This window comes from Labrys okinawensis (assembly GCF_002982075.1).
In the GTDB taxonomy this organism is placed as follows: Bacteria; Pseudomonadota; Alphaproteobacteria; order Rhizobiales; family Labraceae; genus Labrys; species Labrys okinawensis_A.
This window is the reverse complement of sequence record NZ_PUEJ01000016.1, coordinates 1-20,435: the sequence shown is the minus strand read 5'-3', so window position 1 is coordinate 20,435 and position 20,435 is coordinate 1. Positions and strand designations below refer to the sequence as shown.

The 20,435-nt window shown below is 65.8% G+C and carries 20 protein-coding genes and 1 pseudogene; 13 read left to right on the top strand and 8 right to left on the bottom strand.

The genetic code is table 11. From position 1 onward, the window contains the following. Nucleotide 1: 1 nt before the first annotated feature. Nucleotides 2–1,201 (bottom strand): hypothetical protein, encoded by a 1,200-nt coding sequence (locus C5L14_RS28650; protein ID WP_105865478.1) that lies wholly within the window; start codon nucleotides 1,199–1,201, stop codon nucleotides 2–4. Between the two features lie 224 nt (nucleotides 1,202–1,425). Between C5L14_RS28650 and hrpB the strand changes: the two genes are divergently transcribed. Both hrpB and C5L14_RS28640 read left to right on the top strand, forming a co-directional pair. After that, the gene (gene hrpB, locus C5L14_RS28645) at nucleotides 1,426–3,918 is read left to right on the top strand and encodes an ATP-dependent helicase HrpB (RefSeq protein WP_105865555.1); all 2,493 of its coding nucleotides are present in this window, start codon (nucleotides 1,426–1,428) and stop codon (nucleotides 3,916–3,918) included. Nucleotides 3,919–4,039: 121 nt separating this feature from the next. After that, nucleotides 4,040–4,669, top strand: a complete 630-nt coding sequence (locus C5L14_RS28640; RefSeq protein ID WP_105865477.1) for a hypothetical protein — start codon at nucleotides 4,040–4,042, stop codon at nucleotides 4,667–4,669. A 97-nt stretch (nucleotides 4,670–4,766) separates the two neighbouring features. Here the strand turns inward: C5L14_RS28640 and C5L14_RS28635 are convergent, their stop codons facing one another. The 3 genes and pseudogenes from C5L14_RS28635 to C5L14_RS30790 all read right to left on the bottom strand — a co-directional run. Continuing rightward, entirely contained in the window at nucleotides 4,767–5,405 is a 639-nt protein-coding gene (locus C5L14_RS28635) for a short chain dehydrogenase (protein ID WP_105865476.1), read from the bottom strand. A 197-nt stretch (nucleotides 5,406–5,602) separates the two neighbouring features. Beyond that, complete coding sequence (locus tag C5L14_RS28630) at nucleotides 5,603–5,785, bottom strand: hypothetical protein (RefSeq protein WP_105865475.1); 183 nt, start codon at nucleotides 5,783–5,785, stop codon at nucleotides 5,603–5,605. 211 nt (nucleotides 5,786–5,996) lie between these two features. After that, a pseudogene (locus C5L14_RS30790) lies at nucleotides 5,997–6,112 on the bottom strand (PhnA domain-containing protein); the annotation flags it as partial. 282 nt (nucleotides 6,113–6,394) lie between these two features. Between C5L14_RS30790 and rpmH the strand changes: the two are divergent. From rpmH to C5L14_RS28605, 5 genes are all read left to right on the top strand, one after another. Then, a complete protein-coding gene (rpmH, locus tag C5L14_RS28625; protein WP_105865474.1) occupies nucleotides 6,395–6,529 on the top strand; it encodes a 50S ribosomal protein L34 in 135 nt (44 codons plus the stop codon). Between the two features lie 75 nt (nucleotides 6,530–6,604). Next, the gene (gene rnpA / locus C5L14_RS28620) at nucleotides 6,605–7,015 is read left to right on the top strand and encodes a ribonuclease P protein component (RefSeq protein ID WP_105865473.1); all 411 of its coding nucleotides are present in this window, start codon (nucleotides 6,605–6,607) and stop codon (nucleotides 7,013–7,015) included. Further along, a complete protein-coding gene (gene yidC, locus C5L14_RS28615; RefSeq protein WP_105865472.1) occupies nucleotides 7,012–8,976 on the top strand; it encodes a membrane protein insertase YidC in 1,965 nt (654 codons plus the stop codon). Before rnpA ends, yidC begins: the two co-directional genes overlap by 4 nt. Then, nucleotides 8,976–9,626 carry a ribosome biogenesis GTP-binding protein YihA/YsxC gene (gene yihA, locus C5L14_RS28610; protein WP_105865471.1) on the top strand — a complete coding sequence of 217 codons (651 nt, stop codon included), beginning with the start codon at nucleotides 8,976–8,978 and terminating at the stop codon, nucleotides 9,624–9,626. Before yidC ends, yihA begins: the two co-directional genes overlap by 1 nt. Then, entirely contained in the window at nucleotides 9,626–9,985 is a 360-nt protein-coding gene (locus C5L14_RS28605) for a DUF423 domain-containing protein (protein ID WP_105865470.1), read from the top strand. The genes yihA and C5L14_RS28605 overlap by 1 nt, the downstream gene beginning before the upstream one ends. A gap of 108 nt (nucleotides 9,986–10,093) precedes the next feature. Here the strand turns inward: C5L14_RS28605 and C5L14_RS28600 are convergent, their stop codons facing one another. Continuing rightward, nucleotides 10,094–10,555: an Lrp/AsnC family transcriptional regulator gene (locus tag C5L14_RS28600; protein ID WP_105865469.1), complete on the bottom strand. Its 462-nt coding sequence runs from the start codon at nucleotides 10,553–10,555 to the stop codon at nucleotides 10,094–10,096. Between the two features lie 169 nt (nucleotides 10,556–10,724). Here C5L14_RS28600 and C5L14_RS28595 point away from each other — a divergent pair, with 169 nt between their 5' ends. The 3 genes from C5L14_RS28595 (at nucleotide 10,725) to C5L14_RS28585 (ending at nucleotide 15,241) form a co-directional block, all read left to right on the top strand. Further along, nucleotides 10,725–13,142, top strand: a complete 2,418-nt coding sequence (locus C5L14_RS28595) for a transketolase (protein ID WP_105865468.1) — start codon at nucleotides 10,725–10,727, stop codon at nucleotides 13,140–13,142. Between the two features lie 173 nt (nucleotides 13,143–13,315). Next, nucleotides 13,316–14,476 (top strand): endonuclease/exonuclease/phosphatase family protein, encoded by a 1,161-nt coding sequence (locus C5L14_RS28590; RefSeq protein WP_105865467.1) that lies wholly within the window; start codon nucleotides 13,316–13,318, stop codon nucleotides 14,474–14,476. A gap of 57 nt (nucleotides 14,477–14,533) precedes the next feature. Continuing rightward, nucleotides 14,534–15,241 carry a glutamine amidotransferase gene (locus tag C5L14_RS28585; RefSeq protein ID WP_245443637.1) on the top strand — a complete coding sequence of 236 codons (708 nt, stop codon included), beginning with the start codon at nucleotides 14,534–14,536 and terminating at the stop codon, nucleotides 15,239–15,241. Between the two features lie 80 nt (nucleotides 15,242–15,321). On the opposite strand, the gene C5L14_RS28580 is transcribed toward C5L14_RS28585, so the two are convergent. Beyond that, a complete protein-coding gene (locus C5L14_RS28580) occupies nucleotides 15,322–16,392 on the bottom strand; it encodes an NAD(P)H-dependent flavin oxidoreductase (RefSeq protein WP_105865465.1) in 1,071 nt (356 codons plus the stop codon). Nucleotides 16,393–16,541: 149 nt separating this feature from the next. Between C5L14_RS28580 and C5L14_RS28575 the strand changes: the two genes are divergently transcribed. Next, nucleotides 16,542–17,405 (top strand): LysR substrate-binding domain-containing protein, encoded by an 864-nt coding sequence (locus C5L14_RS28575; RefSeq protein ID WP_105865464.1) that lies wholly within the window; start codon nucleotides 16,542–16,544, stop codon nucleotides 17,403–17,405. 17 nt (nucleotides 17,406–17,422) lie between these two features. On the opposite strand, the gene rdgB is transcribed toward C5L14_RS28575, so the two are convergent. After that, nucleotides 17,423–18,034, bottom strand: a complete 612-nt coding sequence (rdgB, locus tag C5L14_RS28570) for an RdgB/HAM1 family non-canonical purine NTP pyrophosphatase (protein WP_105865463.1) — start codon at nucleotides 18,032–18,034, stop codon at nucleotides 17,423–17,425. Further along, entirely contained in the window at nucleotides 18,034–18,747 is a 714-nt protein-coding gene (rph, locus tag C5L14_RS28565; protein WP_105865462.1) for a ribonuclease PH, read from the bottom strand. Before rph ends, rdgB begins: the two co-directional genes overlap by 1 nt. Nucleotides 18,748–19,183: 436 nt before the next feature. Between rph and mdh the strand changes: the two genes are divergently transcribed. Both mdh and C5L14_RS28555 read left to right on the top strand, forming a co-directional pair. Next, entirely contained in the window at nucleotides 19,184–20,146 is a 963-nt protein-coding gene (gene mdh, locus C5L14_RS28560) for a malate dehydrogenase (protein ID WP_105865461.1), read from the top strand. A gap of 99 nt (nucleotides 20,147–20,245) precedes the next feature. Further along, nucleotides 20,246–20,435: ATP-grasp domain-containing protein (locus tag C5L14_RS28555; RefSeq protein ID WP_342588441.1), on the top strand; the 190-nt coding region annotated here is incomplete at its 3' end.

Sequence of the window (20,435 nt, the reverse complement as noted above, 5' to 3'; positions counted from 1 at the left end):
CTCAGTCGCGCCGGCGCGCGCCCAGCCGGGCGAGGAAGGCCAGCGAGACGCTGGTGAGGCCCAGCGCCATCAGCCACCAGGGCTGCCAGGCGGCCGGGCCCGCGAACATCATCACCAAAGCCGAGGCCGAGACGGCGAGGGCGGCCGGGGCCGAACGATCGTCGTCGCGGTCCATGCCCATCAGCGTCAGCCAGAGGGCGAGCGCCGCCAGCGCCACGCCGACGAGGCCGAGCTCGAGCCAGATCTGCAGCGCGGCATTGTGGGGCGAGGACAGGAGCTGGCCGCCGACCCCGCGGGTCAGCGAGGAACTCGAATCATATCCGAAGCCGGCTAACAGGTGGTTGGGCAGGGCATAGGTCACGTCGCGCCAGAGCGCGACCAGGTGATCGCCCTCGGCCGGCAGCAGGAAGCCGCCCCAGCGCGCCATCATCCAGCCCGCCAGCGGTGCGAGCACCAGCAGGACGAGGGCCGAGATGGCGACGGCCAAAGCAGCGGCCCGCCGGCGCCACAGGGCCAGGGTCATCACCACGATGCCGGCGATGAAGGCGGTGAAGATCACCAGATCATGCACCAGCCAGAGCGCCAGGATCATCACCAGGCAGAGCAGCAGGGCCTGCCAGCTGCGGCCGCGCGCCAGCACCGCGCCCACGGCCGGCCAGACCAGCAAAGCCAGAAGCATGGCGGCGCGCGTGCTCTCGGCGTCCTCCGTGCCCGTCTCGCCGAGGCCCCGCAGGGGCGAGCCCGGCAGATATTCGAGGATCAGGGTCACGCTGGCAATGCCGACGCCGATCGGGATGAGATTGGCGTCGCTGAAGCGCACCCGCGGCTTCAGGCAGGAAATCGTGACGGCGAACAACAGCACGATAACCAATATGCCCGGGAGCCGGCCTGCCGCCGAGCCGGGCCGGGGAGTCCACCAGATGCTGACGGCGGCCCAGAGGAGCAAGGCGAGCAGCGCCAGGGTGCGGGGAGAGGTCAGCGCGCCCCGCAGGCGGCGCAGCGCCGTCGGCAGGCGATTGTCGAGCGCCGCCGCCAGGATCAGCAGGGCGGTGGCGATCGGCACGATGATCGCCACGGCGTGGCGCGAGAACATGGCGAAAAACGGCGCAAAGATCACCAGCAGGAACAAGCCCAGCCGGGTCAGGAGGCCCGATACCGCGAGTGCGGGGTCGAGCGGAGCTTCATAGGCGCGCCGTTCCATCGCCTCGTCCTCAATCGTCGAGCGCTAGCTATGGCGGATGGCGGCCTGGGCGTCGATGACGAAAAAGTCACACTATGGTTAAAATCGACTTTCTATTCCTGGGCCCGCCGGCTTCCAGCCGGCTCCTGGAGCCGATGCGCCTGCTGGACAGGAAGGAGCCGGCTGGAAGCCGGCGATCCCAGGAATTCATTGCACTTACCGGTTCGATGCGTCACAGCGGCGCGATGCGCGTGTTCGACCAGCCCCTGCCCATCGACGATGCCCTGCCCACCCTCAGGCAGGCCCTGCAGGCTCGTTCCAATGCCGTTCTCGTCGCCCCGCCCGGCGCCGGCAAGACCACGCGCGTGCCGCTGGCCCTCATCGACGAGGCCTGGACAAAGGGGGGCAAGATCATCGTGCTGGAACCGCGCCGCCTCGCCGCCCGCGCCGCGGCCGCCCGCATGGCCGCCACGCTGGGCGAGCCGGTCGGCGCCACTGTGGGCCTGCGTGTGCGCCTCGAATCGCGCATTTCGGCCAGGACCCGTATCGAGGTGGTCACCGAGGGCGTGTTCGCCCGCATGATTCTCGACGATCCCTCGCTCGATGGCGTGGCGGCCGTGCTGTTCGACGAGTTCCACGAACGCTCGCTCGATGCCGATCAGGGGCTTGCCTTCGCGCTCGACGCCCAGGCGGGGCTGCGCGAGGACCTGCGCATCCTGCCGATGTCGGCCACCATCGACGGCGCGCGCGTCGCCGCGCTTCTGGGCGATGCACCGGTGATCGAGAGCGCCGGCCGCGCTTTTCCGGTGACGACGCATTATCTCGGCCGCGATCCGCGCCAGCGGCTGGAAGAGGCTGTCGCCGACGCGGTGATGCGGGCCCTGCGGGCGGAAGCGGGTTCGATCCTGGTGTTCCTGCCCGGCCAGGGCGAGATCATCCGCACGGCCCGGCTGCTGGCGGAGCGCAACCTCGGGGAAGGCGTCGACATCGCCCCCTTGTTCGGCGTCATGGACGCTGGCGACCAGGACCGTGCCGTGGCGCCCGCGTCGCCGGGGCGCCGCAAGGTGGTGCTATCAACCTCGATCGCCGAAACCAGCCTCACCATCCAGGACGTGCGGGTGGTCATCGATTCCGGTCTCGCCCGGGTACCGCGCTACGAGCCCGATCTCGGCCTGACGCGGCTCGAAACCGTCAGGGTATCGCGGGCGAGCGCCGAGCAGCGGCGCGGCCGCGCCGGGCGCACTGAGCCCGGCGCCTGCTACCGGCTGTGGGAGGAGGCGGCCACCGGCGCCTTCGAGGCTTTCGCCAAGCCCGAGATACTGGCCGCCGATCTCAGCCCGTTGTTGCTCGATTGCGCCGCCTGGGGCGTCGGCGATCCCCTGGCACTCGCCTGGCTCGATCCGCCGCCCGCGCCCGCGCTCAAGGAAGCGAGGACGCTGCTGACGGCGATCGAGGCGCTGGATGGCGATGGCCGGCTCACGGAAACGGGGCGCCATCTCTCCAGCCTGGCGCTGCCGCCGCGGCTGGCGCGCATGATCGTGGCCGCCGCGCCGGCGGGGGAAGCCCTGCTGGCTGCCGAGATCGCGGCCGTCCTCTCGGAGCGCGGCCTCGGTGGCGACGGCACCGACCTCGTCGAGCGCATCGAGCGCTTCCGGCGCGACCGCGGTGGCCGCGCGCTGGATATGCGCCGGCTGGCCACGAATTGGGCCAGAGCGGCCGGCAAGGAAGCCGGAGGCGGTAAAAGCCGTGGGGACCTGGGCGGTGCGGGCGATCCGGCCCGGGCTGGAGCGGTCCTTGCCCTGGCCTATCCGGACCGTGTCGCCGTGGCGCGGGGGCAGCCCGGCAGCTTCACCATGGAGAACGGGCGGGCCGCCCGCCTGGAACCGCATGACCGCCTGGCCCGCGAGCCGACGCTCGCCGTGGCCGAGATCGCCGGCAGTGCCGGTGCGAGCCGCATCCTCCTGGCAGCGCCGATCGCCGCCGAGGAAATCGCGGCCTTGCCGGGCGTCAGCGAAAGCGTGAGCGTCGGCTATGACGCGGCCAGCGCCAGCCTCAAGGCGCGCGCTGTCAGGCGCTATCGCCGGCTGGTGCTGCAGGAGACCACGGCACCGCTGGCCCTGGATGCCGAGGCTGCCGTCATGCTTGCCCGCGGTCTTGCCCAGAGCGGCATCGGCCGCCTGCCCTGGAGCAAGGCCCAGCGCCAGTTGCGCGACCGCGTCGCCTTCCTCAGGGCCAGTGGCTCGCCGGATTGGCCCGACCTCTCCGACCAGGCTCTGACCGAAACGGCCGAAACCTGGCTCGCTCCTGTCATCGAAGGGGTGCGGGGGCTTTCGGGCATCACCCCCGAGCATCTGGAGAATGGCCTTGCGGGCCTGCTGCCCTGGCACGAGTGCAGGCGGCTCGACATCGAGGCGCCGGCCTTTTTCGAGGCACCGACAGGCTCGCATCTCGCCATCGACTACGAGGCGGAGGGCGGGCCGGCCATTTCGGTGCGCGTGCAGGAATTGTTCGGCCTTGCCAGCCATCCCAGCATCGCCGGCGGCCGCGTGCCCCTCACCATCAACCTGCTTTCGCCGGCACATCGGCCCGTGCAGGTGACCAAGGACCTGCCGGGCTTCTGGAAGGGCTCCTATGCCGCTGTCCGGACCGAGATGAAAGGGCGCTATCCCCGCCATCCCTGGCCGGAGGATCCGGCGGCGGCTCTGCCGACCACGCGGGCCAAACCCAGGGGCACTTGAAGGAATGGTCGCATCCCGCCGATCAAGGATGCCGGACGAGTCCGAGGACCGGAGATCCATGGTCAAGCTCGTGTAACGCGGGATATATCCAACGGGCCGGTGCAGGCCCAAAGGTTCCGAGATGACCTTCAACCCCTACGATCCTTCGCATCGCTACGGCGAGCCGCCCGCACCGGAACCGCTGCGCGGACAGACCACGGCGCTACCCCTGACGGCGAGCATGCGGTCGCAACTGCGCGAGGCGCAGTCCCCTGCCGCTTCCAGTCCTATCTGCGCAATCGCTTTCGTCATCTGCCTGTTGCTGATTTCGTTTCTCGGTCTGTGGCCGACCGTCATGGCCTCCGGAACCAATCGCGCCCTGACGGGCGTGATCCTCGCCGCCGCCTCGATCTCTCCCTATGTCTGGCTTCGCATCAAGGCCGGGAAGGACCTCGGCGCCGGAAACTTCCTGCGTTATTCGGGGGATCTCGTGATTCGGCGACATGTGCGGCGGTCGCCGTCCGACGATGACAGGTCCAGCTCGAACGCCCTCAGCATCGGGGGATTCGAGGTCACGCTCGGTGACGAAGGAAGCCTCGACGATGTCGACGTGACCTGGTGGCTGAAGCTGCCGGAAGGCGAGTTTAGGATCGATGAAGCGACCGCAAGGGCAGCGCAGGACGCGCGTACCGGAGAGGTCGACTATGCGCCGCAGTCGAAGCTGATCTTCGAGATCCGCAATTGGCAGGGGGCGATCCTATACCGCCGGTGAGGATACCGCCGGAGCCGCGCTGTCATAGCCGCCCCCTCTGTGGATCCCTGCTGTCACCGCGCCTCGGGGAGGGGCGCTGTTGCCCACCATCCTGGATTCAGCCAAGCGGGAACCCGGTATCGGCGGAGCCCGCCGGGCGGTACAGTCTGTGGATCCGGCCGGTCTCGCTGCCTTCCACGCAGTTCACATAGGTGCCGATCAGGCGGTCCATCTCAACCGGCTCCATGCCGGGAAAGAGATGGGCATAGGCCTCGACCGAATCGGCGACGATGGTTGGGCTCACCGCATTGATGCGCAGGCCGCGCTTGAGCTCGATCGCCGCCGACAGCACGAAGCTGTGCAAGCCGCCGCTGATCACCGCGCCGCCGGTGACGCCGGGCCAGGCCTCGTCGGCAAAGATGCCGCTGGTCAGAGTGAAGGAGCCGCGATCCTTGAGAAAACTCTGCCCGATCAGGACCAGATTGATCTGGCCAAAGAACTTGCCGCGCATATTTTCGAGAAGCTCGTCCTCGGTCAGGGTCTCGAACCTGTCCAGGGCGCCCGACTCGGCGACGCAGATGCAGGCATCGACCGGGCCGACCGCCTCATAGAGAGCCCGGATACTCTCTGCCGAGCGGATGTCGACCACCGCATCAGGGCCTCGGCGGCCGGCGGCAATCACCTCGTGACGCTTGCCGAGCTCTTCGCAGAGCGGCCGGCCGATGGTTCCTGAGGCGCCGATGACCAGGATGCGCATGTTGATCTCCTCGATTACGGCGCGGCCCCGGCATTCGCCGTCGCCGCGCTGGGATGATCCACCGACATTGCATCCCGATTTTTGATCAGTGAATGCTCTCTTATCTTAGCTTGGCATGAAGAGAACGAGGGATAATGTGGGCCCTCCGGCCGATCTCCAAGCCGATCGCCGGCCACGCGCAAGCCGAACCAGCCCGATCAGGATTTGTCGTCCTGACTATGGACCTCCCTAAGCGCTTCGGCGAGGGCGTCGGTTGCCGGCGACGGCGGCAGCGAGACGATGCGGATATCCGGCGGGGCAGCCTCCTTGTCGATGGAGCGCGACTCGGCGCGACGCGGAAGATGATCCAAAATACGATGCCACAGGTCTAAAAAGGTCATGTCGATAACCTCGAATGATTAAACACTTGTTCAAATACTAAGTTCCAAAATTGCAGAAAATCAGACGTGAAAATTCAAGAATGTTAACCAAATATAACATTCGGGTGGGAGGGGGCTGCCCGATTGATTGAGGGCGAAACTCAGCTATGCCGATGCCGCAAGCTGGGTTGCTTTGCGGTGACGACCGTGTAGCCCCTGATCGGAGCCCGTAACGCCCGCGCACGAATTCCGTACGCAGGATCGGGCCGTTGATGGAAGTCGCGGCGGCGTCGATCTCCTCGTCATTGTCCGTCAGCCGGATCGCTCGATGACGGTACCCTGCTTCAGGAGCCGGTTTTGCGAATCCCGGCCGATCCGTTGGAGGGTATCTTCACCCGGGACTCGCTGCGATCTGCGGCTCCGTCACCCGATCGTCGCAATCTGCGTGAGTTCATGCGAGTCCCGATTGACTTCCCGGACGCCATCCCCCATAAGCACCGGCGAATTTGGCGTCGCCCCATCGGGCCCGGACGCACCCAGGGCGAAGGCCGGGGCGCGTTTTTGGTGTTCGGGGGAGCGCTTTTCCAGTCAACTCGATCGGCATCCGGCCGCGACCGCGGAGAACGACCCGTGAAACGTACTTATCAACCGTCCAAGCTTGTTCGCAAGCGCCGCCACGGCTTCCGGGCCCGTCTGGCCACCAAGGGTGGCCGCAAGGTTCTGGCTGCTCGCCGCGCCCACGGCCGCAAGCGCCTGTCGGCCTGACCTGGCCGGGTTGGCGCAATGATTGCGTATCATTGCGCGCGAGCACTGTGCTCAAGAGCCTCCGAGCCCTCATCGATGCAGCGTCTGCTCAAGCGTCGGGACTTCCTTTTCGTCCGCGAAGGCCGCAGGGCACATGCTGCAACGCTATCCCTGCAGGCACGCCGCCGCGCAAGCGCTGGCGCAATCGAGGCTGCGCCGTCGACGCCTGAGGATCTTGAGCCGCGCGTCGGCTTTACCGTGACCAAGAAGGAAGGTTGCGCCGTCGAGCGCAACCGGATCCGTCGGCGCTTGCGCGAGGCGGTGCGGCTGTCTGGCGCGCTTCACGCGCGCGAGGGCTATGATTATGTCGTGCTCGGGCGGCGCTCCGCCCTCGATACATCTTTTGCGACGATCGTTGATGAAATGGTAACGGCGTTCGGCCGTGTGCATGGCGAGCGCCAAGGCGCCCGCAAGCCACGCCGTTCGGCCGATGAGGCTGTGCGATGAAGAATGTTGACACCAAGAACGTCGTTCTGGCGGTCGTCCTGACGCTGCTCGTCGTCGTCGTGTGGGAATATTTCATCGGCCAGCCCATGCAAAGGCGCCAGCAGGAAGAGGCGCGGCTGCAGCAACAGGTCCAGCAGGCCCAGCAGGCGCAACAACAGCAGCCGGCCGCCACTCCGACGCCCGGCATTCCCGGCGGCGCTGGTGGCCAGAAGCAGTTCTCCAGCCGCGAGGAAGCGGTGGCGGCGAGCGGCCAGCGCGTTCAGATCGACGCCCAGCGCCTGATCGGCTCGATCAATCTCACCGGCGGCCTCATCGACGATCTCGCTCTGCGCGGCTATCGCGAGACGCTCGATCCCAATTCGCCCAACGTCAAATTGTTCTCGCCGCGCGGCACGCCGATCCAGGCAGCGAACCACCACGATATTCTCGAAAATCACGGCCCCTATTTCGCCGCCTTCGGCTGGAAGGCCCAGCCGGGCGCCAAGATGAAGCTGCCCGACAGCAACACGGTGTGGACGGTCAAATCCACCAAGCCGCTGTCGGCGACCTCTCCGGTCGAGCTCGAATGGGACAATGGCGAGGGCCTGGTCTTCCATCGCACCATTTCGATCGACGGCGACCGGGCTCAAACCGGCTGGCTGGTGCCTACGACCGGCGATCTCCTGCCCGCCGACGCGCTCGACCTGCCGCGCCAGAACCTGCCCAAGGACAAGCAGGCCAATGCCGCCAAGCCGGTCGGCGGCTTCCTGTTCACCATCAAGGACAGCGTCGAGAACAAGACATCGGCAGCCGTCCAGATCGCGCCCTATGCCTATATCCTGCGCCAGGGTACGCCGACCGTCGGCGGCAACATGGTGCTGCATGAGGGCCTGATCGGCCGCTTCAGCGGGGCGCTGGTGGAAACCGGCTACTCCAAGCTGGAGGCCGGCAAGCCGGTCGAGCATCCCAACGCCACCGGCTGGCTGGGCTTTACCGACAAATATTGGGCCAACGCCCTGGTGCCCGACCCGACGGCGACCTTCACCGGCAGCTTCGCGATGGACGATCGCAGCGGCAAGCCGGCTTATGCCGCGCAGCTCGACCGGCCGGTGCAGACCATCGAGCCCGGCGCCAAGGCCGAAGTGAGTACCGATCTGTTCGCCGGCGCCAAGGAAGTCGCCACGCTGTCCTATTACGATGAGAAGCTGAAGTCGGATTATCTGTCCTACCTCATCGACTGGGGCTATCTGTGGTTCATCACCAAGCCGCTGTTCCGCCTGATCGAGATCCTCTTCCATCTCCTCGGCAATTTCGGCCTCGCCATCCTCGGCACCACCGTCATCCTCAAGCTGTTCTTCTTCCCGCTCGCCAATCGCTCCTACGAGTCGATGTCGCGCATGAAGAAGTTCCAGCCCGAAATGCAGAAGATCAAGGACGAGTTCCCTGACGACCGCATGAAGCAGCAGCAGGCGATGATGGCGCTCTACAAGGAGCACAAGATCAATCCGCTGTCGGGCTGCCTGCCGATGCTGCTGCAGATCCCGGTGTTCTTCGCGCTCTACAAGGTGCTGTTCGTCACCATCGAAATGCGCCAGGCGCCGTTCTATGGCTGGATCCACGACCTGTCGGCACCCGATCCGACCACTCTGTTCAACCTGTTCGGCCTGATCCCGTGGACGCCGCCCTCCTTCCTGATGGTCGGCTTCTGGGTGGTGGTGATGGGCATCACCATGTTCATCCAGATGCAGCTCAACCCGGCGCCGCCGGATCCGACCCAGGCCGCCATGTTCCGCTGGATGCCGATCATCTTCACCTACATGCTCGCAGCCTTCCCGGCCGGCCTGGTGATCTATTATTGCTGGAACAACACGCTCTCGATCCTGCAGCAGGTCTTCATCATGAAGAAGAACGGCGTGAAGGTCGAATTGTGGGATAACCTCAGGGCCATGTTCGGGCGCAAGGCGCCCTCGGCATCGAGCTGATGTCGGAGGGCCCGGACTATACGGCGGCGGGCAGGAAACTCTTTGCCTCGACGTGGGATTTTCGCCACGCCGCCAATACGCTGGAGGCCTTGCCGCCGCCCGACGGAGTCGAGATCGCCCTCGCCGGGCGTTCCAATGTCGGCAAGTCGAGCCTGATCAATGCGCTGACCAATCGCAACGCCCTGGCCCGCACCTCGCATACGCCCGGGCGAACGCAGGAACTGATCTTCTTTTCCTCGAACGCGCCGCTGACCCTGGTGGACATGCCCGGCTATGGCTATGCCAAGGTCAGCGATGCCAAGGTGAAGGCCTGGACCCGGCTGATCCACGATTATCTGCGCGGTCGGGTGAACCTGGCGCGGGTCTTCGTGCTGATCGATGCCCGCCACGGCCTGAAGACCACCGACGATGCCGTGCTGAAGACGCTGGACCTGTCGGCCGTGGTCTATCAGATCGTGCTGACCAAGGCGGACGAAGTGAAGAAGCCCGAGCTGGAACGCCGTATCGCCGAGACCCGGGAAAAAATCTCGCGCCGGCCGGCCGCCTTCCCGGAACTGATCGTCACCTCCAGCCGCAACGGCACCGGCATGGACGAATTACGCGCGACCATCGCCCAAATCCTGGCCGAACGCGGCGGCCTGACGCTGTGATGGCCGACCGGCTCCTCACCGTACTGGGCTGCCTGTTCGGCGCGGCCGGCATCGGCCTGATGGCGCTGGCCGCGCATGGCAAATGGCCCAGCATCGATTATGCCGCCATCATGGTGCTCGCCCACGCGCCGGCCCTGATCGCCATCGTCGCGGCCGTTCGCGCCGGCTTGCTCCATGCAAGCCTGGCCCGTCCCGCCGCCTTCCTGCTGGCGGCGGCCGTGGCCCTGTTCTCGGCCGATGTGGTGCTGAACGCCATGACCGGCCAGCGCCTGTTCCCGATGGCCGCGCCGATCGGCGGTACCGGTTCGATGCTGGCCTGGCTGCTGGTTGGCGTCTCGGCGCTGGCGGCGAAGAGGTAGCGGAGCGCGGACATCCTATCCGCCCTTGGAAAACGCTGTGCTTTCAGGAGAGGAAGAGGCGACATAGCGACATGCGAGCATGTCGCTATGATGTCCACGCCCCAAGCCTCACCTGATCGGCAGCACATTCGTATATTTCACCTGCGCCAGGGCGAAGCTCGATTCGATCGAGGCGATGCCGTCGAGGCGGGTGAGCTTTTCCTTGAGAAAGCGCTCATAGGCGGCGAGGTCGGCGCAGACCGCGCGCAGCAGATAGTCGCGCGTGCCGGTCATCAGATAGCATTCCAGCACTTCCGGCCAGGGGGCGATGGCGGCGGCGAACCGGTCGAGGTCCTCCTCGCGCTGGCGCTCCAGCTTGATCGAGATGAACACGCTGACCGGCAGCCCGACCTGCTTCTGCTCGACCACGGCGACATAGCCGCGGATGACGCCGCTCTCCTCCAGCTGCCGCACGCGGCGCAGGCAGGGCGAATGCGACAGGCCGACCTGCTCGGCCAGGGCCTGCACCGTCATGCGGCCGTCCTCCTGCAGCAGGCGCAGGATCTTGTTGTCGATCATGTCGAGCGGCATGGGCCTTCCCCTGGGGTCGCAGGCGTGAGCTGGAATTGAGACCATATTAAGCTAAATGTTTCTCAATCCGAGTGATTATCGCTAAGATAATGCTCAGGATCTGATAAGATCAACCAAAATCGCTTCTCGGCTTTTGATATAACGAGACAGTTCAGCTGGAACCCCTGTCATGGCCGACCCTCGTCTCCCCTTTCTCGCCGCTCTCGAACGCAAGGCCCTGTGGCTGTCGTCCTGGATGATCCACAATGCCAACCACCTGAGGGCCAAGGAGGATGGTCTCAAGATCGGCGGCCATCAGGCCTCCTCGGCCTCGCTGGCGACGATCATGACGGCGCTCTATGGCGCGGTGCTCAGGCCGCAGGACCGCGTCGCGGTGAAACCGCATGCCTCGCCGGTCTTTCATGCGCTCAACTATCTCTTCGGCCTGCAGAGCCTCGAAAAGCTGCAGAATTTCCGCGGCTTCAAGGGTGCCCAGAGCTATCCCTCCCGCACCAAGGATATCGACGACGTCGATTTTTCCACCGGCTCCGTCGGCCTCGGCGTGGCCCAGACGCTGTTCTCGGCCCTGGTACAGGACTATGTGAAGGCCAAGGGCTGGGGCGAGTGGCCGGAAGGGCGGATGATCTCGCTCGTCGGCGATGCCGAGATGGACGAGGGCAACATCTTCGAAGCCTTGCTGGAGGGCTGGAAGCAGGGCGTGCGCAATGTCTGGTGGATCGTCGACTACAACCGCCAGTCGCTCGATGCGGTGGTGCGCGAGGGCCTGTGGCAGCGCTTCGAATCCATCTTCCGCAATTTCGGCTGGGAGGTGGTCATTCTCAAATATGGCCGCCTGCTCGAGGCGGCCTTCGCCGAGCCGGGCGGCGAGGCGCTGCGGCACTGGATCGACAACTGCCCCAACCAGCTCTATGCGGCGCTATGCTATCAGGGCGGCTCGGCCGAGGGAGGCAAAGTCTGGCGCCGCCACCTTACCGATGCCATCGGCGACCAGGGCGAGGTCAGCAGGCTGATCGAGAGACGCTCCGACGCCGAACTCGCGGCGCTGATGACCAATCTCGCCGGCCATGACATGCCGAGCCTCGTCGACGCCTTCGAGGCGGCGGCCCGCCATGACAAGCCGACCTGCTTCATCGCCTATACGGTGAAGGGCTTCGGCCTGCCGTTTCAGGGCCACAAGGACAACCATGCCGGCCTGATGACGCCGGCCCAGATGGAGGCCTGGCAGCAGGCCATGGCCATCCGCCCCGGGCATGAATGGGACAAGTTCGAGGGGCTCGACCTGACGCCGGAGGCGATGCAGTCGGCACTCGACCAGGTGCCCTTCGTGCAGAAGGGCAGGCGCCGCCTGGCCGCGGCCAAGGTCGAGGTGCCGGCCGCGCTGCCCTACCGGGCCTCGGCCTCGATGTCGACCCAGCAGGGCTTCGGCATCATCCTCAACGATCTCGCGGGGACGGACCTGGCCGTCGCCGAGCGCATCGTCACCACGGCGCCCGACGTCACCGTCTCCACCAATCTCGGCGGCTGGGTCAACCGGCGCGGCCTGTTCGCCCGCGAGGAACTGGCCGACACCTTCAGGAAGGAGAAGATCCCCTCGACCTTCGCGTGGGACTTCTCGCCCAAGGGGCAGCATATCGAGCTCGGCATCGCCGAGATGAATCTCTTCATCCTGCTCTCGGCGCTGGGCCTGTCCCATTCCATCAATGGCGAGCGGCTCCTGCCGATCGGCACGCTCTACGATCCCTTCATCCAGCGTGGCCTCGATGCGCTCAACTATGCCTGTTACCAGGATGCCCGCTTCATGGTGGTGGCGACGCCCTCGGGCATCACCCTGGCGCCGGAGGGCGGGGCGCATCAGTCGATCGCCACGCCGCTGATCGGCCTGGCCCAGGACGGCCTCGCCGCCTTCGAGCCCGCCTTCGTCGACGAGCTCGCGGTGATCATGCGCTTTGCCTTCGACTATATGCAGCGGGACGGGGAGGGTGACCCTGACGAGACCACCTGGCTGCGCGACGAGACAGGCGGCTCGGTCTATCTGCGCCTGTCGACCCGCACCATCGACCAGCCGCAGCGGACGATGTCGCGGGCCCTGGCCGCCGATATCGTCAATGGCGCCTATTGGCTGCGTCCGCCGGGGCCGAACGCCGAGATCGTGGTGGCGGCCATGGGGGCCGTGGTGCCCGAGGCGATCGAGGCCATCGGCCTGATGGGCGAGGACCGCCGCGATGCCGGCCTGCTGGTCATCACCTCGGCCGACCGGCTCAATGCCGGCTGGACGGCGGCCGAACGGGCCCGCCAGCGCGGCAATGCCGGGGCCAGGAGCCATATCGAGCGCCTGCTCGCGCCACTCTCGCGCGATTGCGGCCTTGTCACCGTGCTGGACGGCCACCCGGCCACCCTGGCCTGGCTCGGCAGCGTGCGCGGCCAGCGTGTAACCTCGCTCGGCGTGGAGCATTTCGGCCAGACCGGCAGCATTGGGGATCTCTATCGCCACCACGGCCTCGACGCCAATGCCATCCTGCACGCGGCCCAGGCCCTGTCGCCGGGACGGCCCATCCGCAACCGGCGGGAGCTGGCGCCGGCGGAATGAGGGGGCGGCGACTACCTTAGCGGAGCAAAGCGCGACGAGCCTCCCCCAGCTTGGTGGAGGAGGCTCGTCGCATTTCGCTTGGTGTGGTCGTGGTGTTCGCAAACCGGCTCCTTACCGGGGATTGCCACGAATCCCAACCCTTGCGAGATTGCGGCTCTCGCAAGGGTATCCCGATGTCCTCCTCCGTCCTGCGCGTCGCCACCTTCAACACCCAGCTGCTGGCGAGGCCCGGCGTGCGCTTCCATGAGCAGCCGCCCTATTCGCCCGAGGAGTATGACGCCAAGACCGCCTTCATCGGCGGGCTGCTCGAACGCGGTCAGGTCGATCTCGCCGGCTTTCAGGAAGTGTTCCACGAGGAAGCCCTGCGCGAGGCGGTCTGGAAGGCGCCGCGCCTGCGAGGAGCGACCGTCAATGCGCCGCTGGCGGATGATGACGGCCCCAAGACGCCGGACGGGGCGTTGAACGCGCCGCGGGTCGGGCTGGCGAGCCGGCTTCCCGTGCTCAAGGTCGAATCCATCGCAGCTTTTCCGCCCGGCCTCGGCCAGGGCTTTGCGGTCAGGCGCGACGAAAACGGCCGCCAGCAGGCCGTGCCGGTCGGCATCGGCTTCTTCGAGCGCCCGGTCCTCAGGGCCGAGGTGCTGCTGCCCGACAGCGTGCCGCTGACCGTCTATGTGGTGCATCTCAAGTCGCGCCGGCCCGTGGTGCTGGAGGACGAGGACCGGCGCGACCCCGCCGTGCGTGCGCTCGCCGTGGTCAGGGCGCTGCTGCAGCGGGGCGCCGAGGCCGCGGCGCTCAGGGTGATGCTGTCGCGGGAGATGGCGGGACGGGGTACCGAACCCCGCCCGGTGATGGTGCTGGGCGATCTCAACGACGAGCTGACCAGCGTGACCACCGAGCTCATCCGGGGCGAGCAGCCTCTGCCCGAGACGCTGAAGCCGCTGATGGCCGATCCCGGCGACTGGCAGCGCAAGAACCGCCGCCTGTGGGACCTGCATCTCTATGCCGCCTCCGACCAGCAGGCCATGCACATCAAGGGCACCACGCTCTATACCCATATCCATTTCGGCGATTATCAGGTGCTGGACCACATCCTGTTCAGCCAGGAATTCCATAGCCGCAATCCGCACCGGATCGGCGATTTCCGCTATCTGCAGGTCTATAACGACCACGTCGTCGACACGCATATGACCGACATGACCCGCAATATCCGCACCGCCAGCGACCACGGCGTGCCGGTGGCGGAATTCAACCTGCTCACGGCCGCTTCACGCAAGGTGCTGCAAAATGGCACCAGTAGTGCGGGTAATGTGCCTTCCGGCACCGCGAATGCTTAACTTTTCGCTAAGACTTCCGTAACATCATGGTTACGAAATCGTTTCACAGGCCGAATCGTGACGGGAAAGATCCTCATCGTTCTGCATCAGGAACATTCTTCGCCCGGGCGGATCGGGCGCTTCCTGATCGAACGCGGCTACGAACTCGATATCAGGCGCCCCCGCTTCGACGATCCCCTGCCGGAAACCATGCGCGACCATGCCGGCGCCATCATTTTCGGCGGCCCGATGAGCGTGAATGACGGGGACGCCTGGATCCGCCGCGAGATCGACTGGATCGGCGTGCCTCTCAACGAGGACAAGCCCTTTCTCGGCGTCTGCCTCGGGGCCCAGATGCTGACGCGCCATCTCGGCGGCCGTGTCTCGCGCCATGAGGCCGGCACGGTCGAGATCGGCTATTGGCCGATCGAGCCGACGGCGGAAGGCCGTTCCCTGATGTCCTGGCCGAGCCATGTCTATCATTGGCACAATGAAGGCTCCGAGCATGTCCGTGGCACCCGGCTGCTTGCCACCGGCTCGACCTTCGCCAACCAGGCTTTCACCTGCGGGCGCGCCGCCTATGGCCTGCAGTTTCATCCCGAAGTTACTTATCTGATGATGAACCGCTGGACCACGGGCAGCGAGGAAAGCTGCAAATTGCCCGGCGCGCAGGATCGGGCGCAGCAATTCTCCAACCGTTGCCAATATGATCCCGGCATGCAGCAATGGCTGCACCGCTTCCTCGATCTCTGGCTGACGCCGGCCATGGCGATTGCCGCTGAGTAGGAAGAGAACAATATATCCGCAAGCATCGGTCTCGCCGGTTCGGCGCGGAACCGGAGGGTCGATCTTCAGATCGACCCCCATCACCTCCCCAGCTTGGCCAGCGCTTCCGCCGCCAGAAGCTTCGTCAATTCGCCCGCCGAATAGCCGTCCTGGGCAAGACGCGCGGCCTGGCCGGACCAGAGCGACATGAAATCGCCCGAGCCCTGCGGTTCGGTCTTGGCGCGCAGCGGTGCCAGGGCGCCGCCGGCGAGCGGGAAGGCGGGGGCGAGGTCCGATATCGGGCCGACTTCGCGCATCAGGCGGTTGACGATGCCGCGGGCCGGCCGCCCCGTGAACAGATTGGTGAGAGCCGTCTTGTCGGCATCGGGACTGCGCAGGGCGGCGGCATGCGGGGCAGGAAGACGAGCCTGAGGCGTGAACATATAGGCGGTGCCGATCTGCACCGCCGCCGCTCCCAGCGCGAAGGCCGCCACGATGCCGCGGGCGTCGGTGATGCCGCCGGCGGCGATCACCGGCACCTTCACGGCATCCGCGACTTGCGGCACCAGGGCGAAGGTACCGATCTGGGTGGCGATGTCGTCGGTGAGGAAGACGCCGCGATGGCCACCCGCCTCGAAACCCTGGGCGATGATGGCGTCGCAGCCGCGATCCTCGAGCCAGCGCGCCTCGTCGACCGTGGTGGCGGAGGACAGGATCTTGGCGCCCGTCGCCCTTACGCGGTCGAGCAGGGATTTCTCGGGCAGCCCGAAATGAAAGCTGACGATTGGGGGTCTGAACTCCTCGACGAGGGTGCAGAGTTCGTCGTCGAAAGGAGCCCGGTTCGAGCTTGGAATCGGCGCGGCGGGATCGATGCCCACCTCGCGGTAATAGGGTTCGAGCCGCTTGCGCCAGCCGGTTTCGCGGGCCGCGTCGGGCGTTGGCGAGGTGTGGCTGAAGAAATTGACGCTGAACGGCTTCGCGGTCTGCTGGCGGATGAGGCCGAGTTCGGTGCGGACCTGTTCGGGTGTCAGCGTGGCACAGGGCAGCGAGCCGAGCCCGCCCGCTTCGCTGACCTCGATCACCATGTCGTAGTGACAGGGGCCTGCCATCGGCGCCTGGATGAGGGGGATCTCGATGCCGAAGAGCTCCTGAATGCGCCGATCGGGCCACATCGCCGTTCTCCTTGTATGGTCTATGCGGCGTTTCCGAATGTCCCCACGACCGGGGGCGGAAATGCCACAAAGGACTAAACTGAAAACAGGCCTATCATTTCCTTTTTGAAAATGATAATTGTTTTTTCTTTCTTAAAAAGAGAATAAAATTGGATCTGTCTTCCCTCGATATCTTCCTTGCCGTTGCCGACGAGCAGAGCGTTACCAGGGCTTCGAGCCGGTTGGGGCGAGTGCCGTCCAACGTGACCACAAGGGTCAAGCAACTCGAACAGGAACTCGGCGCGGCGCTGTTCAGCCGAGAGGGCAAGCGCATGCGTCTGACGCAGGAAGGCGAGGTCTTCCTCACCTATGCCAATCGTCTGATCGCCCTGGCGGATGAAGCCCGCGGCGCGCTGAAGCCGTCGGGGCCGGCGGGATCTTTCCGGGTGGGGACGATGGAGAGCACGGCTGCGAGCCGCCTGCCGCCGGTGCTGGCGAAATTTCACGCCGCCTGGCCTGCCGTTTCGCTGAAACTGATCACCGGCGGCACGAAGGGGCTGATCCGCCAGCTGCTCGCGCATGAGCTCGATTGCGCCCTGATCGGCCAGCCGTCCGTCGAGGGGATCGACACCGGCTATGATGTCGGGCGGCTCGAAGGCGAGCGCGTCTTCACCGAGGATCTGCTGATCGTGCTGCCACCCCGCCATCCGCCCATTGCCGAGGCTGCCGACCTCAGGGTCGACAGCCTTGCCGCCCTGGAGCCGGGCTGTACCTACCGGGCGGTGGCCGAGCATTGGGCGCGCGGCGCCAGGAGGCTGCGCGTGCAGGAGCTGGCCTCGTATCATGCCATGCTGGCGGCGGTCTCGACCGGCAATGCCATCGGCGTCATGCCGCGTTCGGTGCTCGACCTCCTGCCGGGCGGGAGCGAAGTCCAGACCCATCCCCTCGGGCGGATCGAAACCCTGCTCGTCCGGCGCCGGGGCGAGGCGTCGCCGGCCTTCGAGGCATTCCGGCGGGCATTCGTGGAAGGGTGATTCCGGGCGGCGGGCCGTCAATCCTTCAGGCAGGCCTCAGCCAATTTCTGGAAGGAGCGCGCGCGGTGGGAGATGGTGTTCTTCTGCGCTTCCGTCATCTCGGCGAAGGTCTTGTCCGAGCCGTCCGGCTGGAACATCGGATCATAGCCGTGCCCGTGTTCGCCGCGGGTGGGCCAGACCAGGGTACCCTCGGCCCGCCCCTCGAATGTTTCGGAATGGCCGTCGGGCCAGACCACGGTCAGGACGGAGACGAAGCTGCCGCGCCGCTGGGCCGGCTCGGTGGCTCCGGCAGCGAGGAGTTCGTCCTGCGCCCTCTGCATGGCGATGTCCCAGTCGCGGGTCGGGCCGGACCAGTCGGCGGTGTAGACGCCGGGCGCGCCGCCCAGGGCCTCGATGCACAGCCCTGAATCGTCGGCGATGGCCGGCAGGCCGGTGGCTTCGAGGGCGGCAAGCGCCTTGATGCGGGCATTCTCGACGAAGGTAGTGCCGGTTTCCTCCGGTACCGGCAGGCCGAGCTGCCCGACGGAGACGACATCCACGCCATAGGGCGCCATCAGGGCCTTGAACTCGGAGAGCTTGCCGTTGTTGTGCGTGGCGAGCACCAGCTTGCCGGTGAGGCGCCGACCCATCACGCCACCGCCTGCTTCTGCAGTTCGACCAGCTCGCCGATGCCCTTGCGGGCCAATGCCAGCATGTCCAGGAACTGCTCCTGGCTGAAGGGGGCGCCTTCAGCCGTGCCCTGGATCTCGACCAGGCCGCCCGAGCCGGTCATCACGAAGTTGGCGTCGGTCATCGCTTCCGAATCCTCGGCATAGTCGAGGTCGAGCACCGCCGTTCCCTTCGAGATGCCGCAGGAAATCGCAGCGACATGGTCCTTGATCGGGCTGACGGTGAGCATCTTGCGCTCCATCATCCACTTCACGCATTCCTGGAGCGCGACGAAGCCGCCGGTGATCGAGGCGGTGCGGGTGCCGCCATCGGCCTGCAGCACGTCGCAATCGATGGTGATCTGCTTCTCGCCCAGACGCACCAGATCGACCACCGCGCGCAGCGAGCGGCCGACCAGGCGCTGGATCTCCTGGGTACGGCCGGACGGCTTGCCGGAAGAGGATTCGCGGCGCGTGCGCTCATGCGTGGCGCGCGGCAGCATGGCATATTCGGCCGTGACCCAGCCCTTGCCGGTGCCTCGCAGCCAGGACGGCGGCTTGTCCTCCAGGCTGGCGGTGCACAGCACATGGGTTTCGCCGAACTTGATCAGGCAGGAGCCTTCGGCATAGCGAGCGACGTTGCGCTCGATCGAAACGGGGCGCAGCTCATCGAAAGCGCGGCGGGAAGGACGCATCGGATTCTCCAAATTTGTGGCCGCCTTGTAGCCCGGCCAGCGCTGCCTGTCACGGTGCCGTGCATATTGCGTGGCAATGAAGGGATGGGACCGGGGGCAAGCCCTCGCCCGGAGCGTCACCTGGAAGCGCAGCCATCCTACCTGGACGGGTAGGATGGGGAATTCAGAGAAAAATCTTCAGAACCATGTTACATGTTACAAAATATGAAATTTGTAACATGGATTTTAAGGCTCGGTCTTGCCGGGACGTAAGCGGAGCCATATCTGCCATCATATTGATTGGAAAGGATTATTTTTCGAGCGCCGACAGCCCCCAGTCGCGAAGAAGGGGGCATTTCAACCTGGAATCGGCTGTCGCTTGAACCACGCTTCCAAAGGGGCTACGGAGGTGGGGAACGAAACTCACCTTTGGCTACAATCTCAGGGACATTACGTTATGGCACGTAGCAAGATCGCTCTTATCGGGGCGGGACAGATCGGTGGCACGCTGGCTCTTCTGGCCGGTCTGAAGGAACTGGGCGATATCGTGCTCTTCGACGTGATGGAAGGCGTGCCGCAGGGCAAGGCCCTCGACATTGCCGAGGCTGCCCCGGTCGATGGCTTCGACGTGAAGCTTGCCGGCACCCAGAGCTACGAGGGCATCAAGGGCGCCGATGTGGTGATCGTCACCGCCGGCGTGCCGCGCAAGCCCGGCATGAGCCGTGACGATCTCCTCACCATCAACCTCAAGGTGATGGAGCAGGTCGGCGCCGGCATCGCCAAATATGCCCCGGATGCCTTCGTGATCTGCATCACCAACCCGCTCGACGCCATGGTCTGGGCGCTGCAGAAGTCCTGCGGCCTGCCGGCCAACAAGGTCGTCGGCATGGCCGGCGTGCTCGACTCCTCGCGCTTCCGCCACTTCCTGGCCGACGAGTTCAACGTCTCGGTGGAAGACGTCACCGCCTTCGTGCTCGGCGGCCATGGCGACACCATGGTTCCCTCGGTGCGCTACTCCACGGTGGCCGGCATTCCGCTGCCCGACCTCGTCAAGATGGGCTGGATCACCGAGGCACGGCTTGCCGAGATCGTGCAGCGCACCCGTGACGGCGGCGCCGAGATCGTCAACCTGCTGAAGACCGGCTCGGCCTTCTATGCCCCGGCCGCCTCCGCCATCGTGATGGCCGAGAGCTATCTCAAGGACAAGAAGCGCGTGCTGCCCTGCGCCGCGCATCTCACCGGCCAGTACGGCGTCAAGGATCTCTATGTCGGCGTGCCCGTGGTCATCGGTGCCGGCGGCGTCGAGCGCATCGTCGAGATCCAGCTAGACAAGGAAGAGCGTGCCGGCTTCGAGAAGTCGGTCAATGCGGTGAAGTCGCTGGTCGACGCGTGCAAGACCATCGCTCCCTCGCTCGCCTGATTCCCAGAGCAAAACGCGTTCGAATGACAACGCGTTTTTGGGATCTGAGGCGATTTCATCAAATCCCAAAACGCTTTAGCCAATCTGGAGCTACTGGCCATGAACATTCATGAATACCAGGCAAAGGCGGTTCTGAAGGAATTCGGCCTGCCCGTGTCGAAGGGCGTCCCGGCGCTGACGGTGGAGGAAGCGGTGAAGGGGGCGAAGGAGCTTCCTGGTCCGCTTTACGTGGTGAAGTCTCAGATCCATGCGGGCGGCCGCGGCAAGGGCAAGTTCAAGGAACTGCCTG

What these genes read in the sequence shown, in the direction of transcription:
- yidC (WP_105865472.1), top strand. Translation starts at nt 7,012, where the DNA reads ATGAAGAATGTTGACACCAAGAACGTCGTTCTGGCGGTCGTCCTGACG.
- C5L14_RS28590 (WP_105865467.1), top strand. Translation starts at nt 13,316, where the DNA reads ATGTCCTCCTCCGTCCTGCGCGTCGCCACCTTCAACACCCAGCTGCTG.
- rph (WP_105865462.1), bottom strand. Translation starts at nt 18,747, where the DNA reads ATGCGTCCTTCCCGCCGCGCTTTCGATGAGCTGCGCCCCGTTTCGATC.
- hrpB (WP_105865555.1), top strand. Translation starts at nt 1,426, where the DNA reads ATGCGCGTGTTCGACCAGCCCCTGCCCATCGACGATGCCCTGCCCACC.
- C5L14_RS28605 (WP_105865470.1), top strand. Translation starts at nt 9,626, where the DNA reads ATGGCCGACCGGCTCCTCACCGTACTGGGCTGCCTGTTCGGCGCGGCC.
- rnpA (WP_105865473.1), top strand. Translation starts at nt 6,605, where the DNA reads ATGCAGCGTCTGCTCAAGCGTCGGGACTTCCTTTTCGTCCGCGAAGGC.
- C5L14_RS28640 (WP_105865477.1), top strand. Translation starts at nt 4,040, where the DNA reads ATGACCTTCAACCCCTACGATCCTTCGCATCGCTACGGCGAGCCGCCC.
- mdh (WP_105865461.1), top strand. Translation starts at nt 19,184, where the DNA reads ATGGCACGTAGCAAGATCGCTCTTATCGGGGCGGGACAGATCGGTGGC.
- yihA (WP_105865471.1), top strand. Translation starts at nt 8,976, where the DNA reads ATGTCGGAGGGCCCGGACTATACGGCGGCGGGCAGGAAACTCTTTGCC.
- C5L14_RS28580 (WP_105865465.1), bottom strand. Translation starts at nt 16,392, where the DNA reads ATGTGGCCCGATCGGCGCATTCAGGAGCTCTTCGGCATCGAGATCCCC.
- C5L14_RS28595 (WP_105865468.1), top strand. Translation starts at nt 10,725, where the DNA reads ATGGCCGACCCTCGTCTCCCCTTTCTCGCCGCTCTCGAACGCAAGGCC.
- rdgB (WP_105865463.1), bottom strand. Translation starts at nt 18,034, where the DNA reads ATGGGTCGGCGCCTCACCGGCAAGCTGGTGCTCGCCACGCACAACAAC.
- C5L14_RS28635 (WP_105865476.1), bottom strand. Translation starts at nt 5,405, where the DNA reads ATGCGCATCCTGGTCATCGGCGCCTCAGGAACCATCGGCCGGCCGCTC.
- C5L14_RS28600 (WP_105865469.1), bottom strand. Translation starts at nt 10,555, where the DNA reads ATGCCGCTCGACATGATCGACAACAAGATCCTGCGCCTGCTGCAGGAG.
- C5L14_RS28650 (WP_105865478.1), bottom strand. Translation starts at nt 1,201, where the DNA reads ATGGAACGGCGCGCCTATGAAGCTCCGCTCGACCCCGCACTCGCGGTA.
- C5L14_RS28630 (WP_105865475.1), bottom strand. Translation starts at nt 5,785, where the DNA reads ATGACCTTTTTAGACCTGTGGCATCGTATTTTGGATCATCTTCCGCGT.